Here is a 16,197-nt window from a genome sequence, read left to right as displayed (position 1 = left end):
CATGCCATGAGCCTGCACCTCGCCGAGATCAGCCGGGCCGTCGACCCAGGCGCCCATGCCGTCGTGATCCTTGATCAGGCGGGCTGGCACATGTCGCGAGACCTGGTCGTGCCGGACAACGTGACGCTGCTGCCGTTGCCGCCTCGGTCGCCAGAACTGAACCCAGTCGAGAACGTCTGGCAGTTCATGCGCGACAACTGGCTCTCGAACCGGGTCTTTCGAGACTACGACGACATCGTCGCTCTGTGCTGCCAAGCATGGAACAAGCTCGTGGACCAGCCGTGGCGCATCATGACGATCGGCATGCGCGACTGGGCGCATGGGTCCTGATCCGTGCACGTTGGTATGAGCCATCCTTCGCCCCATCGCCGGCGCGCGGGCGGCGTCCTTGCGGGCGGGGCGGATGGGCGGGGCACCGGTCAGGGCAGGGCGCAGGCGCCGCAGCCCGTCTGCGCCAGGTCGGCCGCGCCCGCGGCGATGGCGGCTGCGCGGCGTTGCATGAAGGGCGACGGGCGCGTCGGGTCGCGGTCCCTGGGGGCGGGCAGGGCGGCGGCGATCAGCGCCGCCTGGCGCGGCGTCAGGCGCGCCGCCGGGCGGCCGAACCAGGCCTGCGCCGCCGCTTCGATCCCGAACAGGCCCGGGCCCGTTTCGGCGATGTTCAGATAGACCTCGAGAATGCGCCGCTTGGGCCACAGGGGCTCGATCAGCAGCGCGAAGCCCGCTTCGAGCGCCTTGCGCGCCCAGCTGCGCGCGGGCCAAAGGAAGGCGTTCTTGGCCGTCTGCTGCGTGATGGTCGAGCCCCCGCGCAGCCGCCCGCCCCGGGCGTTGTCGCGCCACGCCGCGCGAACGGCCGTCCAGTCGATGCCCCAATGGTCGCAAAAGCGCGCGTCCTCGGCCGCCAGAAAGGCCAGCGGCACATGGGGCGGCAGCGTCGACAGGCGCACCGGCGCGCGGCGCACCGCGCCCAGGCGCGCGCGCTCGGCCTCGATGAGCGGCGTGGTCGGCGGGTCGACGAAGCGATAGGCCAGGACCCAAAGCGTCGCCGCCGCCGCAAGGCTGGCCAGGACGCGCCCGGCCAGCCGCGCCGCGCGCCGCATGGGGCGCGCGCGCCGCGTCAGGCGACCCCCGCCGCCGCCTCGTCGGTGAGCGGGTGCTCGAGCCGCGAGAGCATCTCCTTCGGGCAGACCTGCACGAAGCGTTCGCGCTCGTTCTCCCAGTCGCGCAGCATGCGCTTGCCCAGCGGCGAGCCGGTCTGCTCGACATGCTCTTCGATCATGGCGTGCAGAACGGCCTCCCAATGCACCGAGCGCAGCTTCTGAACGATCAGCGTCTCCATGTTGGCGCGCGCCACGAAGTCGCCGTCGGCGTCATGCACGAAGGCCATGCCCCCGGTCATGCCGGCGCCGAAATTGTCGCCCACGCGCCCCAGGATGACGGCGAGGCCGCCGGTCATGTATTCGCAGCCATTCGAGCCGCAGCCCTCGACCACCACCTTCGCCCCCGAGTTGCGCACGCAAAAGCGCTCGCCCGCGCGGCCGTTGGCGAACAGCTTGCCGGCCGTGGCGCCGTAAAGGACGGTGTTGCCGATGATCGTGTTCTCTTCGGGCCGCAGGGGCGAGCCCAGCGGCGGACGCACGACGATCACGCCGCCCGACAGCCCCTTGCCGACATAGTCGTTGGCGTCGCCGTGGACCTCGAGCTTGAGGCCCGGCGCGGCGAAGGCGCCCAGGCTCTGCCCGGCCGAGCCGTTGAGCTTGACCGTCAGGTGCCCCTCCTGCAGCTCGTTGCGCATGCCGAAGCGCCGCACGATGTGCGAGGACACGCGCGTGCCGATCGAGCGCAGCGTGTTCTGCACGGTGTAGCTCAGCTCCATCTTCTCGCCGTCCTTGAAGAAGGGCTGGGCGTCGCGCACGATCTGGGCGTCGAGGGTGTCGGGCACCTCCTGGCGCGGGCGGTTGCGGTCGTAGCGGATGTGCTCGGCCTCGTCGATGGTGACGAGCATCGGATTGAGGTCCAGATCGTCCAGATGCGCCGCCCCGCGCGACACCTGCGCCAGCAGGTCGGCGCGGCCGATCACCTCGTCCAGCGAGCGCGCGCCGATCGAGGCCAGGATCTCGCGCACCTCCTGGGCGTAGAAGGTGATCAGGTTCACCACCTTGTCGGCCGTGCCCGTGAACTTCTCGCGCAGGCGCGGATCCTGGGTGCAGACGCCCACCGGGCAGGTGTTGGACTGGCACTGGCGCACCATGATGCAGCCCATGGCGATGAGCGCGGCGGTGCCGATGCCGAACTCCTCGGCGCCCATCATGGCCGCGATCACGATGTCGCGCCCGGTGCGCAGGCCGCCGTCGGTGCGCAGCGTGACGCGATCGCGCAGGTTGTTCAGCGCCAGCACCTGATGCGCCTCGCTCAGCCCCATCTCCCAGGGCAGGCCGGCGAACTTGATCGAGGTGGCGGGCGACGCGCCCGTGCCGCCGTTGTGCCCCGAGATCAGGATCACGTCGGCCTTGGCCTTGGCCACGCCCGCCGCGATGGTGCCCACGCCCGTGGCCGCGACCAGCTTCACGCAGACCTTGGCGTCGGGGTTGATCTGCTTGAGGTCGTAGATCAGCTGCGCCAGGTCCTCGATCGAGTAGATGTCATGGTGCGGCGGCGGCGAGATCAGCGTCACCCCGGGCGTCGAGTGCCGCAGCTTGGCGATCATCTCGGTGACCTTGAAGCCGGGCAGCTGGCCGCCTTCGCCGGGCTTGGCGCCCTGGGCGATCTTGATCTCGAGCTCCTCGCAATGGTTCAGGTATTCGGCCGTCACGCCGAACCGGCCCGAGGCCACCTGCTTGATCTTGGCCGAGGCGTTGTCGCCGTTGGGCAGGGGGTGGAAGTGGCGCGGGTCCTCGCCGCCCTCGCCGCTGTCCGACTTGGCGCCGATGCGGTTCATAGCGATGTTGAGCGTGCGGTGCGCCTCGGGGCTGAGCGCGCCAAGGCTCATGCCCGGCGTCACGAAGCGCTTGCGGATCGAGGTGATGCTCTCGACCTCGTGCAGCGGCACGGGCTTGCGGTCATGCTTGAAGTCCAGCAGGTCGCGCAGGTGAATGGGCGGCTGGGCGCGCATCCCCTCCGAGTAGCGGCGCCAGAGATCGTAGTCGCCGGTGGCGCAGGCCTTCTGCATCATGTGCATCAGCTGCGCGCCCCAGGCGTGGACCTCGCCGCTCTTGCGCGCCTTGTAGAAGCCGCCCACGGGCAGCACGTCGCGCCCGCGGCGGAAGGCCTCGGCGTGCAGCGCCTCGATCTTGCGCTGGATGCCGGCCACGCCGATGCCCGAGATGCGCGAGGGCATGCCGGGGAAATACTCGGCCACCATGGCGCGGCTCAGGCCCACGGCCTCGAAGTTCAGCCCGCCGCGATAGGACGAGATGACCGAGATGCCCATCTTGGACATGATCTTCAGCAGGCCCTGGTCGATCGCGTTGCGATAGCGCGCCGTCGCCTCGTCCAGCGACATGTCCAGAAGGCCGCGCTCGATGCGGTCGGCCAGGCTGTCCTGCGCCAGATAGGCGTTGACCGTGGTCGCGCCGCAGCCGATCAGCACGGCGAAATAATGCGGGTCGATGCACTCGGCCGAGCGCACGTTCAGCGAGCAGAAGGTGCGCAGCCCCTGCTTGACCAGCCAGGAATGCACCGCCGAGGTGGCCAGGATCATGGGCATGGCGGCGCGCTCGGCGTTCTGCCCCTCGTCGGTCAGGATGATGTGGCCGACGCCGGCGCGCACGGCCTCTTCGGCCTCGGCGCGGATGCGCTGCAGCTCGATGCGCAGCGTGCTGCGCCCCTCGGCGTCGTTGCCGCGGCCGACGGGGAAGGTGCAGTCGATGCGCCGCGCCGAGTCGCCGAACGCCTCGAGCAGCTTCTCGAACTGGCCGCTCGAGACGAAGGGGCTGTCGAGGATCAGGATCTCGGTCTGGCTGCCGTCCTGGTCGAGCACGTTCTTCAGGTTGCCGAACCGCGTCTTGAGCGACATCACGCGATGCTCGCGCAGGCTGTCGATGGGCGGGTTGGTGACCTGGCTGAAGTTCTGGCGGAAGAAGTGGCTCAGCGGGCGATAGCGCTCGGACAGCACCGCGGCGGGCGTGTCGTCGCCCATCGAGGCGATGGCCTCCTTGCCGTCCTCGGCCATGGGGTGAAGGATCGTCTCGAGCTCCTCGATCGTGTAGCCGGCGGCGATCTGGCGCTTGCGCAGCTCGTCGCGGGCGAACAGGCGCGGCTCGGGCGCCTTGGCGGTGGCGCTCAGATCGGCCACCTTCTCGACCCACTCGCCGAAGGGGGCCGAGGCGGCCAGCTCGTCCTTGATCTGCGCGTCATGCAGCAGCACGCCGCGCGCCATGTCCACGCCCAGCATCTGGCCGGGGCCAAGGGCGCCCTTCTCCTTCACCGTGGTCTCGTCGGTGGGCACCATGCCCGCCTCGGAGCCGGCGATCACCAGCCCGTCGCCCGTGACCACGTAGCGCATGGGGCGCAGGCCGTTGCGGTCCAGCCCCGCGCACACCCAGCGCCCGTCGGTCATGGCCAGGGCGGCGGGGCCGTCCCAGGGCTCCATGACCGAGTTCGAATAGGCATACATCTTCTCCCACGCCTCGGGCATCTTGGTGGCGGTCTTGGACCAGGCCTCGGGCACCAGCATGGTCTTGGCCATGGGGGCCGAGCGGCCGGCGCGCACCATCACCTCGAACACCGCGTCGAGCGCGGCCGAGTCCGACGAGCCGTTGGGCACGATCGGCTTGATGTCCTCGGCCATGTCGCCGAAATAGTTCGACGCCATGCGGATTTCGTGGCTCTTGAGCCAGTTGAGGTTGCCCTTGAGGGTGTTGATCTCGCCGTTATGGGCCAGCATGCGGAAGGGCTGCGCCAGCCACCACTGCGGGAAGGTGTTGGTCGAATAGCGCTGGTGATAGATGGCGAAGGCGCTTTCGAAGCGCTCGTCCATCAGGTCGGGGTAGAAGACCGAGACCTGCTCGGCCAGCATCATGCCCTTGTAGATGATCGAGCGGCACGACAGCGAGCAGATGTAGAAGCCGTTGATCTGGCGCGCGGCCACCGCCTTCTCGATGCGGCGGCGGATGACGTAGAGCTCGCGCTCGAAGGTCTCCTCGTCCACGTTCTTGGCGTTCGAGATCAGGATCTGCTCGATCTCGGGGCGGGTGGCGTTGGCCTTCTCGCCCAGGCACGAGACGTCCACCGGCACATGGCGCCAGCCGTAGATGTAGTAGCCCATGCGCAGCACCTCGCTCTCGACGATGGTGCGGCACGCCTCCTGCGCGGCGAAGTCGGTGCGCGGCAGGAACACCTGGCCGACGGCGATCAGGCGGTCGTCGGGCTCGTGGCCCGTGCGGCGGATCTGGTCGTGGAAGAAGGCGACCGGGATCTGGATGTGAATGCCCGCGCCGTCGCCCGTCTTGCCGTCGGCGTCGACCGCGCCGCGATGCCACACGGCCTTGAGCGCGGCGATGCCCGCCTCGACCACCTGGCGGCGCGGCTTGCCGTCGATGGCGACGACGAGGCCGACGCCGCACGAGGCATGCTCGTCCTCTTCGCGATACATGCCCTCGGCGGCAAGGCGCTTGCGCGCGGCTTCGTGGCGGGCGGCCCATTCGGCGTCATACTTGGTCATGGTCTTGGTCCCCTGCGGCGGGTGCGCGGCGGCGGCGCGGCATGTCGGGCGCGCGCGGCGGCGCATGGCGTGGCGAGTGCGAAGCGCGGCGCCGCGGCGGGCGCCGCGCGGCTCATTCGGCGGCGGCCGGGCGGCGCTCGGCGGCTTCCAGCTCGGCGGCGATGGCCTCGGCGGCCTCGCGGCCGTCGCGGATGGCCCACACCACCAGGCTGGCGCCGCGCACGATGTCGCCCACGGCCCAGACGCCCGGCATGGCCGTGCGATGGGTGCGGTGGTCGGCGCGGATGGTGCCCCAGCGCGTGACCTCGAGCGCGGGCTCGTTCCACAGGGCCGGCAGGTCCTCGGGCTCGAAGCCCAGCGCCTTGATCACCAGGTCGGCCGGTTCGGTGAACTCGGAGCCGGGGATCTCTTCGGGGGCGCGGCGGCCGCTGACGTCGGGGTCGCCCAGGCGCATGCGGATCACGCGCACGCCGCGCACGCGCTCGTCGCCGACGAAGCCCTTGGGCGCGGTCTGCCAGACGAATTCGACGCCCTCTTCCTCGGCGTTGGCGACCTCGCGCATCGAGCCGGGCATGTTGGCGCGGTCGCGGCGGTAGAGGCACTTGACCGATTTCGCGCCCTGGCGGATGGCGGTGCGCACGCAGTCCATGGCCGTGTCGCCGCCGCCGATCACCACCACGGCCTTGCCGGCGGCGTTCAGCTCGCCCGAGTCGAAGGCCGGAACCTCGTCGCCGAAGGACTTGCGGTTGGCGGCGGTCAGATATTCGAGCGCCGGCACGATGCCGGGCAGGCCCGCGCCGGGGCCGCCGATGTCGCGCGCCTTGTAGACGCCGGTGGCGATCAGCACGGCGTCGTGACGCTCGCGGATCTGGGCGAAGGACAGATCGTCGGGGCCGTCGCCGCCGACGTTGCAGTTGCGCACGAAGCGCACCCCGCCCTGTTCGAGCTGGGCGATGCGGCGCATGACCACGTCCTTCTCCAGCTTGAAGCCGGGGATGCCGTAGGTCATCAGCCCGCCGGGCCGGTCGTAGCGGTCGTAGACCGTCACCTGAAAGCCCATGCGGCGCAGCGAGTCGGCCGCGGCCAGCCCGCCGGGGCCGGCGCCGATCACGCCGACGCTGCCCGCGCGCTCGGCGGCGGGGGCGATGGGGCGCACCCAGCCGCGCTCCCAGGCCTCGTCGGTGATGTATTTCTCGATCGCGCCGATGGTGACGGTGCCGTGGCCCGACTGCTCGATCACGCAGTTGCCCTCGCAAAGGCGGTCCTGGGGGCAGATGCGGCCGCAGATCTCGGGGAAGGTGTTGGTCAGCTGCGCCAGCTCGTAGGCCTCCTGCAGGCGGCCTTCGGCGGTCATCTTGAGCCAGTCGGGGATGTTGTTGTGCAGCGGGCAATGCGCCTGGCAGAAGGGCACGCCGCATTGCGAGCAGCGCGCGGCCTGCTCGGCGGCCTTGGCGTCGGCGAACTCGCGGTAGATCTCGTGGAAATCGCGGCGGCGCTCTTCGGGCGGGCGTTTTTCCGGCATGGCGCGCGGGACGTCCACGAATTTGAGCATCTTCTCGGCCATGTCGTTCGCCCTCCCTGGCTGTGCGTCGCGGGGTGGCCGCGGCGGTCGGCTGCGCGGCTGCGGGGTCTTTTAGCGCAAGTGCGGCGCCCTGAAAAGTCATTATTGCTGACGTAAAGTGCGATCCCCGTCGCGAGGGCGGCGCGGCGTTGCGCCGCCGCGGGTCGGGAAATGGCATAATGGCTGACCTATGATTTGCCGTCGGCCTTGGCGCTTGCGGCGGCGCGCCCGGCGCGGTTTACATCGCGCGTCGTCCCTCATCCGCGCGAAAGGCCGCCCGATGCCGTTTCTGGACCTGATCCTGCTGTCGATCATACAGGGAATCACCGAGTTCCTGCCCATCTCGTCCTCGGCGCATCTGATCCTGTTTCCGGCGCTGACGGGCGAGGCCGATCAGGGCCTGGCGGTGGACGTGTCCGTTCACGTGGGCACGCTGGCGGCGGTGCTGATCTATTTCCGCGCCGAGTTCGCCGAGGCTTTCGTCGGCGCGGCGCATGTGCTGCGGGGCCGTTTCGGCACGGCGCAGGCGCGGCTGGCGCTGCTGCTGGCGCTGTCCACCCTTCCGGTGGTCGCGGCGGGGCTGGCCGTGAAGCTGAGCGGCGCCGACGAGGCCATGCGCTCGGTCGAGGTCATCGCCTGGACGACGATCGTTTTCGGCGCGCTGCTGTGGGCGGCGGATCGCTACGCCCCGCGCCGCCGCGGCTGGCGCGAGTGGAGCTGGCGCGACGCGGCGCTGATGGGCGCGGCGCAGGCGCTGGCGCTGGTTCCGGGGGTGTCGCGCTCGGGCGTGACGATGACGGCGGCGCGATGGCTGGGCTACGAGCGCACCGATTCGGCGCGGCTGTCGCTGCTGATGTCGGCGCCCACCATCATCGCCGCCGGCGCGCTGACGGCGCGGGATCTGGCGCGCTCGGGCGACTCCGGGCTCGGGTTGGATGCGGCGATCGGCGCGGGGCTGTCCTTTGCGGCGGCGCTGCTGGCGCTGTGGGCGATGATGCGCATGCTGCGCAGCTGGAGCATGACGCCCTTCGTCCTTTACCGCTTCGCCCTGGGCGCGGCGCTGATGATCTACGTCTACGCCTGAAGGGCGGGCGCGAGGGGGCGCGAAAAGGCCGCGAAAAGGCCGGGGCGTCCGCCCGGACGGCCCCGGCCCTTGCGGCCGCCGAAACGGCCCGGCGCGCGGCGGGTCAGCCGCGCAGGTGGCGCAGGCGCCGCGCCTGCTCGGTCACGCGCGCATACTGGCCGTAGGGACGATAGACGTAGAGATAGGCCTCGAGTTCGGCCTCGAGCGCCGTCGGCGCGATGCCCAGCGCCGCAAGGCCCGGCGCGTCGGGCGCGGCGACGTTGTCGCGCGACAGCTGCCGGATCTGGTCCAGCGTCAGCACGCGGTTGGGGACAAGCCCGAAGGTGATCGTCTCGACCGCCGACAGCGTGCGCGCCATCAGCCGCGCCAGCGCAAGCGGCACGTCCACGATCAGGCGGCGGCGGCGGATGATGCGCAGCATCAGCTCCATCAGCTCGCGGAAGGTGCGGATGTCGGGGCCGCCCAGCTCGTAGGTCCCCGGCGCGGCCTCGCCGGCGGCGCAGCGCGCGGCGGCCTCGGCCACGTCGTTGACATAGACCGGCTGCAGCCGCGTGCGCCCGCCCACGATCGGCAAGACCGGCGAGATGCGCGCCATGGCCGCGAAGCGGTTGAAGAACTGGTCCTCGGGGCCGAACACCACCGAGGGCCGAAGAATGGTCGCGCCCGGGAAGGCCTTGCGCACCGCCGCCTCGCCCAGCCCCTTCGAGCGCGCATAGTCGCTGTCCGATTCGGGGTCGGCGCCGATGGCCGAGACGTGGACCAGCGTGCGCGCGCCCTCTTCGGCCGCGATTCGCGCGACGCGCTCGGCGCCCGCCACATGCACGTCGTCGAAGCCCTGGCGCGGTTCGGCGAACAGGATGCCCACGCAGTTGATCACCGCGTCCGCGCCGCGGATCGCCGCGCGCGTCGAGGCGTCGTCGCGGATGTTGGCCTGGATGGGCACGACCTGCCCGACATCGCCGTAGGTCTGGGTGAAGAGGGCCTCGTTGGGGCGGCGCACCGCCACGCGCACGCGCCAGCCGCGGCGCGCCATGCGCTGGACGACGTAGCGGCCGATGAAGCCGGAGCCGCCGAAGATGGTGACGATGGGAGCCGTCTTCGTCATGTCTGCCTCTCACTTGCGCGGGCCGGCCGGCGGCCGGTTCTCTGAACGCGTGCGGCGGGCGCGGCGGGCCGGGGCGCGCCGCGGCTGCGCGGCCGCGGTCGAACTCGCGCCCTGATTATGCGCTGGCGCGGCGCGGAACAAGTGATTTGCGCCCGATTCCCGCCCATCCGCGCCCCGCCGCGTGGGGCGGGGGGCGGCGGCGACGCCGGGCGCGCGGGAATCGTCCGCGCTTGCCGCGCCCCATGCGGCGGCGCCCCGCCGGCGGGTCCGGCGGCCGGATGGCCCCGCGTCGCGGCCGGTCGGCGAGGCGCTGCGCGGCGGCGGGGGCGACCGACGCGCGCGCCGCATCGTTCGCGCGCGCCGCAACGTTCCGCGCCGCGCGGGGGCGGGGCGCGGCCCTCCCGCGGTCCATTTCGCGGCTCCGGCCCGCCTTCGGCCCGGGCGCGGGGCGGGCGGCGCCGGGCCGTGATTGGCTTGGCGAAAAAATCGGCGAAAGGGGCGTTGACACGGCGCGCCGACTCTCCTAGAAGCCCGCTCACCGAGCGACACCTGCCCAGGTGGCGGAATTGGTAGACGCGCTAGCTTCAGGTGCTAGTGTCCGAAAGGACGTGGAAGTTCGAGTCTTCTCCTGGGCACCATATCTCTCCCGCGGCCGAAGGCCGGACGGCGCAAGAGCCGCGGCCCATCAGCGAGGAGAGCATGACGGTTCATCACCACATCGGCGACCTTCCCGACGGGCTGCATCTGGGCCCGGTCGTGGCCATCGACACCGAGACGATGGGCCTCAACCCCCATCGCGACCGGCTGTGCGTGGTGCAGCTTTCGGCCGGGGACGGCGACGCGCATGTGATCCAGATCCCGCCCGACAGCTACGAGGCGCCGAACCTGACCGCCATGCTGGCCGATCCGGGAACGCTCAAGCTGTTCCATTTCGGCCGCTTCGACATCGCCGTGCTGGCGCATCGCTTCGGCGTGGTGGCGCGGCCCGTCTGGTGCACCAAGATCGCCTCGAAGCTGGTGCGCACCTACACCGACCGCCACGGGCTGCGGAACCTGTGCCAGGAGCTGATCGGGGTGGACATCTCGAAGCAGCAGCAAAGCTCGGACTGGGGCGCGGCCGAGCTGACGCGCGCCCAGCTCGACTACGCCGCGTCGGACGTGCTGCACCTGCACCGGCTCAAGGCCGAGCTCGAGCGCATGCTCGAGCGCGAGGGGCGCGCGCGCCTCGCGGCCGCGTGCTTCGAGTTCCTGCCCGACCGGGCCCTTCTGGACCTCGAGGGCTGGCCGGAAGAGGACATCTTCGCCCATTGATCCGCGCCGTTCGGGCCGCCGGGCTGGCGGCGGGCGGCGCGAAGGCCTATCTGATCTGAACGCCACGGCCGGGCGCTCCGGCCGCGACCGCGGGAGAGGAACCAGTGATCGACGCCCTGATCGAAGCCGGCCGCGCCCGGCCCGCCGACCCCGCCGCCCAGCGCGCGGCCGACATCGCCGCCGGGCGCGAGGTGCTGCGAATCGAGGCGCAGGCGTTGGCCCAGCTCGAGGGCGCGCTGGGCGACAGCTTCGCCGACGCGGTGCAGGCCATGATCGACTGCAAGGGGCGCATCGTGGTCTCGGGCATGGGCAAGTCGGGCCATGTGGCGCGCAAGATCGCCGCCACCCTGGCCTCGACGGGCACGCCGGCGCAGTTCCTGCATCCGGCCGAGGCCAGCCATGGCGATCTGGGCATGCTGACGCGCCAGGACGTGGCGCTGGTGCTGTCCAATTCCGGCGGCACGCCCGAGCTGGCCGACGTCATCGCGCATACCCGCCGCTTCGGCATTCCGCTGATCGGCGTGGCCAGCCGGCCCGAAAGCCCGCTTCTGCGCGCGGCCGACATCGCGCTGGTGCTGCCGCGCGCGCCCGAGGCGTGCTCGGTGGGCATGGCGCCCACCACCTCGACGACGCTGACCATGGCGCTGGGGGATGCGCTGGCGGTGGCGCTGATGAAGCGGCGCCGCTTCACGGCCGAGCATTTCCGCCTGTTCCATCCGGGCGGCAAGCTTGGCGCGCAGCTGGTGCATGTGCGCGACCTGATGCATCCCGAGGACGAGCTGCCGCTGGTGGCCGAGGACGCGCCCATGACGGACACGCTGCTCGAGATCACGCGCCGCGGCTTCGGCGTCGCCGGCGTGGTGGATGCGGCGGGCGACCTTGTCGGGGTGATCTCGGACGGCGACCTGCGGCGCAACATGGAAGGGCTTCTGGCGCGCGTCGCCGGGCAGGTGGCCACCCGCGCGCCCGCCACCATCGCCCCCGACCGCCTTGCGCAGGAGGCGCTGGCGCTGATGAACCAGCGCAAGGTCACGGCGCTGTTCGTGGTCGATCCCGCGCAGGGGCGCCGGCCGCTGGGGCTGCTGCACGTGCATGACTGCCTGCGCGCCGGGCTCGACCAGGTCTGAGCCGATGGCCCGCGCCGCATATGCGGGCCGCTCGCGCATGGTGCGGCGGCTCAAGATCGCGCTGCCCCTCATGGCGCTGGCCCTGCTCAGCGCGCTGTTCCTGTGGCCGCGCGCGCGCGGGCCGGTGTCGGGGCTGCGCTACTCGACCGCGGATCTGGCGCGGCTGGGGCAGGGCATGGCGGTCGAGAGCCCCAGCTTCACCGGCCGCACGGAACAGGGCGAGCCTTTCGTCGTGCGCGCGGCGGTGGCGCGCCCGGACGCGCCCGATCCGGCCGAGGTGGCGCTCGAGCGGGTCGAGGCCAGCCTCGAGCGGCGCGACGGCGCGCAGGTGACGCTGAGCGCGGCGCAGGGGCGCATCGGCGTGCACGAGCAGACGCTGGCGCTCGAGGGCGGGGTGGTGCTGCGCAGCTCGGACGGCTACGAGGTGACCGCGCCCAGCCTGAGCGCGGATCTGCGCGGGCGCTCGGTGAGCGCGCCGGGGCCGGTGCGCGCGGTCGGGCCGGCCGGCGCGATCGAGGCCGGCGCCTTTCGCGCCGCGCGTGTCGAGGCGCCGCGCCCCGGCGCCGCGGTCCCCGAGGGCCTTGCGCCGGGCGATTACTTTTGGTTCGAGAAGCGGGTAAGGGTGACGTATGATCCTGCCGCCGCGCGCGAAGGGCGCGCGCGCAGGGATTGACGAACGCGCGCGAAGGGCGCGCGCGGGGCTTGACGAAGCGGCCGGCCCGCAGCGGGCGCCGAAGGGGGAGTTTGACGCGCATGGCCTTGCTCAGATCGATCGTCGCGGCCGCCGGCATGGCGGCGCTTGTCGGGGCGGGCGCCGCGGCGCAAAGCGCGAATCCCTTCGGCTCGTTCAAGCATGACGCGACGCAGCCGATCGAGGTGACCGCCGACAGCCTGATGGTCGACAGCGCGCGCCGGCAGGCGACCTTCTCGGGCAATGTGGTGGCGGGGCAGGGCACGCTGCGCCTGACGGCCGACAAGGTGGTGGTCTCCTACGGCGGCGAGGGCGGCGGCCAGGGGGCGGCGCCGGGAACCGGGCGCATCGACCGCCTGCGCGCCGAAGGCTCGGTGTTCCTGTCCAACGGCGCCGAGACGGCCAGCGGCGCCTGGGCCGAATACGACGTGGTCGGCGGCAAGGTCGAGATGGGCGGCGGCGTCACCCTGACCCAGGGCGACAACGCCATCCGCGGCGAGCGGCTGAGCATCGACCTCAACGCCGGGGTCGGCCAGATCTCGGGCGGGCGCGTGCAGTCGGTGTTCACCCCCGGCGCGGCCGGCAAGGACAAGTGACCGCTCCCATGACGCAGGACGCTCCTGCGCGGGCCGAGGCCGGCCTGCGCGCCCGCGACATCGCCAAGAGCTACCGCCGCCGCCCGGTCGTGCGCGGCGTGTCGCTCGAGCTGCGCCGCGGCGAGGCCGTGGGCCTGCTCGGGCCCAACGGCGCGGGCAAGACGACGTGCTTCTACATGATCACCGGCCTCATCGCCGCAGATGCCGGCGCGATCGAGCTGGACGGGCGCGACGTGACCGAGCTGCCGATGTATCGGCGCGCGCGCCTTGGCCTTGGCTACCTGCCGCAAGAGGCCTCGATCTTCCGCGGTCTGACGGTCGAGGAGAACATCCGCGCCATTCTCGAGCTGCGCGAGCCCGAGCGCGCGCGGCGCAACGCCCGCCTTGACGAGCTGCTGGCCGAGTTCTCGATCACCCATCTGCGCAACACGCCCGCCCAGGCCCTGTCGGGCGGCGAGCGCCGGCGCGTCGAGATCGCCCGCTGCCTGGCCTCGGACCCGGCCTATGTGCTGCTGGACGAGCCCTTCGCCGGCGTCGATCCGATCGCCGTGGCCGAGATCCGTCAGCTTGTCTCGCATTTGAAGGATCGCGGCATCGGGGTCTTGATCACCGACCACAATGTGCGCGAGACTCTGAGCATCATCGACCGGGCGTATATCCTGCATGACGGGCAGGTGTTGATGAGCGGCGCCCCGCAGGACGTGGTCGAGGACGACCGCGTGCGGCGCGTCTATCTCGGGGACGGCTTCCGCATCTGACCCGCCCGCAGCAGGGGGTTCCGCGGCGGGCGGCCCCGAAGACGGAGCGTGCATGTCGATCGGACCGGGACTTGAACTTCGGCAAGGCCAGCGGCTGACCATGACGCCGCAGCTGCGGCAGGCCATCCGCATGCTGCAGATGTCGGCGGCCGAGCTGGCCGCCCATGTCGAGGCCGAGATCGAGCGCAACCCGCTGCTCGAGCGCGCCGAGGATGCCGAGGCGCCCGCGCCGCTGCGGCGCGCGGACCCCGCGCCCGCCGCGGCGCCTTCCGCGCCAGCCTCGCCCACCTCGCCCGCCTCGCCCGAGGCGATGGCGGCCTCGCCGGCGCTCGAGGGTCTGGCGGCCGAGAACCTGTTCGACGCCGACCGCGCCGCGCCGCGCCCGGGCGCGGGCGGCGCCGCGGCGGGCGAATGGGACGGCCCCTCGGCCGCCGAGCGCGTGGCCCAGCCGCCGTCGATGCTCGAGCGCCTGCACGCCCAGATCGCCCTCTCGCCCGCGCCGGCGGGCGTGCGCATGCTGGCCGCCGCGCTGGCCGGCGAGCTGGACGAGGACGGCTATCTGCGCGCGGACCCGCGCGAGGTCGCGGCGCGGCTGGGCGCGGATCCCGGGGCCGCCCTCGATGCGCTGCGCGTGCTTCAGGCTTGCGAGCCGACGGGGATCGGCGCCCGCGACCTGGCCGAGTGCCTGGCCCTGCAGCTTGAGGAGGAAGGCGCGCTGGACGAGCCCATGCGCGCCTTGCTGGCCCATCTGCCGCTGGCCGCGCGGCGCGATCTGAAGGCGCTTTCGCGCCTGTGCGGCGTCGCTCCCGAGCAGGTCGGGCGGATGCTTGCGCGGCTGCGCCGGCTGGATCCGCGCCCCGGCCGCGTCTTCGACCACGCCCCGCTGCGCCTGGCGCCGCCCGACGTCTTCGTGCGCCGCGACCCGGCGGGCGGCTGGGCGGTCGAGCTCAATTCCGAGGCGCTGCCGCGGGTGCTGGTCAACGACGTCTTCGCGGCGCGGGTCATGGCCGGCGGCTGCGAAGAGGCCCGCAGCTACGTCGCCGAGCGCCGCCGCGAGGGGCTGTGGCTGGTGCGCAGCCTCGAGCAGCGGGCGCGCTCGATCCTCAAGGTCTCGACCGCCATCGTGCGCCTGCAGGCCCGCTTCTTCGAAGAGGGGGTCGCAGCCCTGCGGCCGATGACGCTGCGCGACGTGGCGCAGGAGACGGGGCTGCACGAATCCACCGTCAGCCGCGTGACGGCGGGCAAGCGCCTGGCCTGCGCGCGCGGCGCCTTCGACATGCGCTTCTTCTTCTCGCAGGCGCTGGCGGCCGCCGACGGGGGCGAGGCCCTGGCGGCCGAGGCCGTGCGCGCGCGCATCCGCGCCCTGATCGAGGCCGAAAACCCCGCCCGCCCCCTGTCCGACGACGCGCTCACGCGGCTCTTGCGCGCCGAAGGCGTGGATGTTGCGCGCCGGACCGTGGCGAAATATCGTGAGGGCATGGACATCCCTTCGTCGGTGCAGCGCAAACGCCAGAACGCTTCGCTGGGTTGAGGCGCCGGCAGGCGTCGGGCGAAGGGGTCTTTCCCCCCTTGGTTGACACGCCCGAACGCCCCGCCTAGGTTCCGCGCGCCGCGCCGGAGAGGGGGTTCATGCCCGGCCGGATCCTGGTCCGGCTGACCGCCAACTCCGAATCAAGGGAGACGAGATGTTTATTCAGGTGAACGGCAAGCAGATCGACGTGGGCGACGCCTTGCGCACTCATGTCGAGGAGCATTTCGGCGCCGCTGTGACCAAATACGCGGAACGGCCGACCGAGTGCATCGTCACCTTCTCCCGCGATCGGCACGAGATCCTGTGCGACGCGCTGGTGCACCTGTCCACCGGCCTGACCGCCAAGGCCCGAGGCCGCGCGACCGAGCCCTACGCCGCCGCCGCCGATGCGTGCGACCGCCTCGAGAAGCAGCTGCGGCGCTACAAGCGCCGGCTGAAGGACCACCACAAGAAGCGCAGCGAGCCGGTCGAGGCGCTCGAGGCGCCGTCCTACGTCATCAGCAGCGCCGACGAAGAGAACGAACCCGACTCGCTCCAGCCTGTCATCATCGCCGAGACCAAGGCGCAGATCAAAAGCCTGTCGGTGGGCGAGGCCGTGATGCAGATGGAAATGGCCGACGAGACCTTCCTTGTGTTCAGGAACGAGGCCAATGGCGGCCTGAATGTGGTATATCGGCGCCAGGACGGAAACATCGGCTGGATCGATCCGGCGAATCTGTCCAGGACCTGACGCGTCGCGGCGGCCGGGCCGCCGCGACGATCAAGCGGGGCGGC

General features: G+C 71.8%; 13 protein-coding genes and 1 tRNA gene. 10 read left to right on the top strand and 4 right to left on the bottom strand.

The annotated features are described in order from the left end of the window. A partial coding sequence (locus LY05_RS11350; RefSeq protein ID WP_211356321.1) for a transposase occupies positions 1-330 on the top strand: 330 nt, incomplete at its 5' end. An 89-nt stretch (positions 331-419) separates the two neighbouring features. Here the strand turns inward: LY05_RS11350 and mtgA are convergent. From mtgA to LY05_RS11335, 3 genes are all read right to left on the bottom strand, one after another. Further along, complete coding sequence (gene mtgA / locus LY05_RS11345; RefSeq protein ID WP_148923235.1) at positions 420-1,097, bottom strand: monofunctional biosynthetic peptidoglycan transglycosylase; 678 nt, start codon at positions 1,095-1,097, stop codon at positions 420-422. Positions 1,098-1,114: 17 nt separating this feature from the next. Then, a complete protein-coding gene (gene gltB, locus LY05_RS11340; protein ID WP_148923234.1) occupies positions 1,115-5,659 on the bottom strand; it encodes a glutamate synthase large subunit in 4,545 nt (1,514 codons plus the stop codon). Between the two features lie 112 nt (positions 5,660-5,771). After that, a complete protein-coding gene (locus tag LY05_RS11335) occupies positions 5,772-7,223 on the bottom strand; it encodes an NAD(P)-dependent oxidoreductase (protein WP_148923233.1) in 1,452 nt (483 codons plus the stop codon). 277 nt (positions 7,224-7,500) lie between these two features. Here LY05_RS11335 and LY05_RS11330 point away from each other — a divergent pair, with 277 nt between their 5' ends. Further along, a complete protein-coding gene (locus LY05_RS11330) occupies positions 7,501-8,304 on the top strand; it encodes an undecaprenyl-diphosphate phosphatase (RefSeq protein WP_072747452.1) in 804 nt (267 codons plus the stop codon). Positions 8,305-8,407: 103 nt separating this feature from the next. Here the strand turns inward: LY05_RS11330 and LY05_RS11325 are convergent, their stop codons facing one another. After that, on the bottom strand, positions 8,408-9,409 hold the full coding sequence (locus tag LY05_RS11325) for a complex I NDUFA9 subunit family protein (protein WP_072747453.1): 1,002 nt from the start codon (positions 9,407-9,409) through the stop codon (positions 8,408-8,410). A gap of 551 nt (positions 9,410-9,960) precedes the next feature. Between LY05_RS11325 and LY05_RS11320 the strand changes: the two genes are divergently transcribed. The 8 genes from LY05_RS11320 to hpf all read left to right on the top strand — a co-directional run bounded on the left by LY05_RS11320 (position 9,961) and on the right by hpf (position 16,153). Continuing rightward, positions 9,961-10,047, top strand: a tRNA-Leu gene (locus LY05_RS11320). Positions 10,048-10,108: 61 nt separating this feature from the next. Next, positions 10,109-10,720, top strand: coding sequence for a ribonuclease D (locus LY05_RS11315; protein WP_072747455.1), 612 nt, complete (start codon positions 10,109-10,111; stop codon positions 10,718-10,720). Between the two features lie 104 nt (positions 10,721-10,824). Beyond that, the gene (locus LY05_RS11310) at positions 10,825-11,847 is read left to right on the top strand and encodes a KpsF/GutQ family sugar-phosphate isomerase (RefSeq protein ID WP_428842404.1); all 1,023 of its coding nucleotides are present in this window, start codon (positions 10,825-10,827) and stop codon (positions 11,845-11,847) included. A 4-nt stretch (positions 11,848-11,851) separates the two neighbouring features. Continuing rightward, positions 11,852-12,520, top strand: coding sequence for an LPS export ABC transporter periplasmic protein LptC (gene lptC, locus LY05_RS11305; RefSeq protein ID WP_072747456.1), 669 nt, complete (start codon positions 11,852-11,854; stop codon positions 12,518-12,520). An 80-nt stretch (positions 12,521-12,600) separates the two neighbouring features. After that, complete coding sequence (locus tag LY05_RS11300; RefSeq protein WP_148923232.1) at positions 12,601-13,134, top strand: LptA/OstA family protein; 534 nt, start codon at positions 12,601-12,603, stop codon at positions 13,132-13,134. 8 nt (positions 13,135-13,142) lie between these two features. Continuing rightward, the gene (gene lptB, locus LY05_RS11295; RefSeq protein ID WP_072747458.1) at positions 13,143-13,892 is read left to right on the top strand and encodes an LPS export ABC transporter ATP-binding protein; all 750 of its coding nucleotides are present in this window, start codon (positions 13,143-13,145) and stop codon (positions 13,890-13,892) included. Positions 13,893-13,944: 52 nt separating this feature from the next. Next, positions 13,945-15,423 (top strand): RNA polymerase factor sigma-54, encoded by a 1,479-nt coding sequence (rpoN, locus tag LY05_RS11290; protein WP_148923231.1) that lies wholly within the window; start codon positions 13,945-13,947, stop codon positions 15,421-15,423. A gap of 154 nt (positions 15,424-15,577) precedes the next feature. Further along, the gene (hpf, locus tag LY05_RS11285) at positions 15,578-16,153 is read left to right on the top strand and encodes a ribosome hibernation-promoting factor, HPF/YfiA family (RefSeq protein WP_072747460.1); all 576 of its coding nucleotides are present in this window, start codon (positions 15,578-15,580) and stop codon (positions 16,151-16,153) included. Positions 16,154-16,197: the final 44 nt, after the last annotated feature.

The organism is Oceanicella actignis (assembly GCF_008124525.1).
Lineage (GTDB): Bacteria > Pseudomonadota > Alphaproteobacteria > Rhodobacterales > Rhodobacteraceae > Oceanicella > Oceanicella actignis.
Note: the sequence above shows the minus strand (reverse complement) of the source record. Positions and strands in the feature narration are given on the sequence as shown.

What these genes read in the sequence shown, in the direction of transcription:
- mtgA (WP_148923235.1), bottom strand. Translation starts at nt 1,097, where the DNA reads ATGCGGCGCGCGGCGCGGCTGGCCGGGCGCGTCCTGGCCAGCCTTGCG.
- gltB (WP_148923234.1), bottom strand. Translation starts at nt 5,659, where the DNA reads ATGACCAAGTATGACGCCGAATGGGCCGCCCGCCACGAAGCCGCGCGC.
- LY05_RS11335 (WP_148923233.1), bottom strand. Translation starts at nt 7,223, where the DNA reads ATGGCCGAGAAGATGCTCAAATTCGTGGACGTCCCGCGCGCCATGCCG.
- LY05_RS11330 (WP_072747452.1), top strand. Translation starts at nt 7,501, where the DNA reads ATGCCGTTTCTGGACCTGATCCTGCTGTCGATCATACAGGGAATCACC.
- LY05_RS11325 (WP_072747453.1), bottom strand. Translation starts at nt 9,409, where the DNA reads ATGACGAAGACGGCTCCCATCGTCACCATCTTCGGCGGCTCCGGCTTC.
- LY05_RS11315 (WP_072747455.1), top strand. Translation starts at nt 10,109, where the DNA reads ATGACGGTTCATCACCACATCGGCGACCTTCCCGACGGGCTGCATCTG.
- lptC (WP_072747456.1), top strand. Translation starts at nt 11,852, where the DNA reads ATGGCCCGCGCCGCATATGCGGGCCGCTCGCGCATGGTGCGGCGGCTC.
- LY05_RS11300 (WP_148923232.1), top strand. Translation starts at nt 12,601, where the DNA reads ATGGCCTTGCTCAGATCGATCGTCGCGGCCGCCGGCATGGCGGCGCTT.
- lptB (WP_072747458.1), top strand. Translation starts at nt 13,143, where the DNA reads ATGACGCAGGACGCTCCTGCGCGGGCCGAGGCCGGCCTGCGCGCCCGC.
- rpoN (WP_148923231.1), top strand. Translation starts at nt 13,945, where the DNA reads ATGTCGATCGGACCGGGACTTGAACTTCGGCAAGGCCAGCGGCTGACC.
- hpf (WP_072747460.1), top strand. Translation starts at nt 15,578, where the DNA reads ATGTTTATTCAGGTGAACGGCAAGCAGATCGACGTGGGCGACGCCTTG.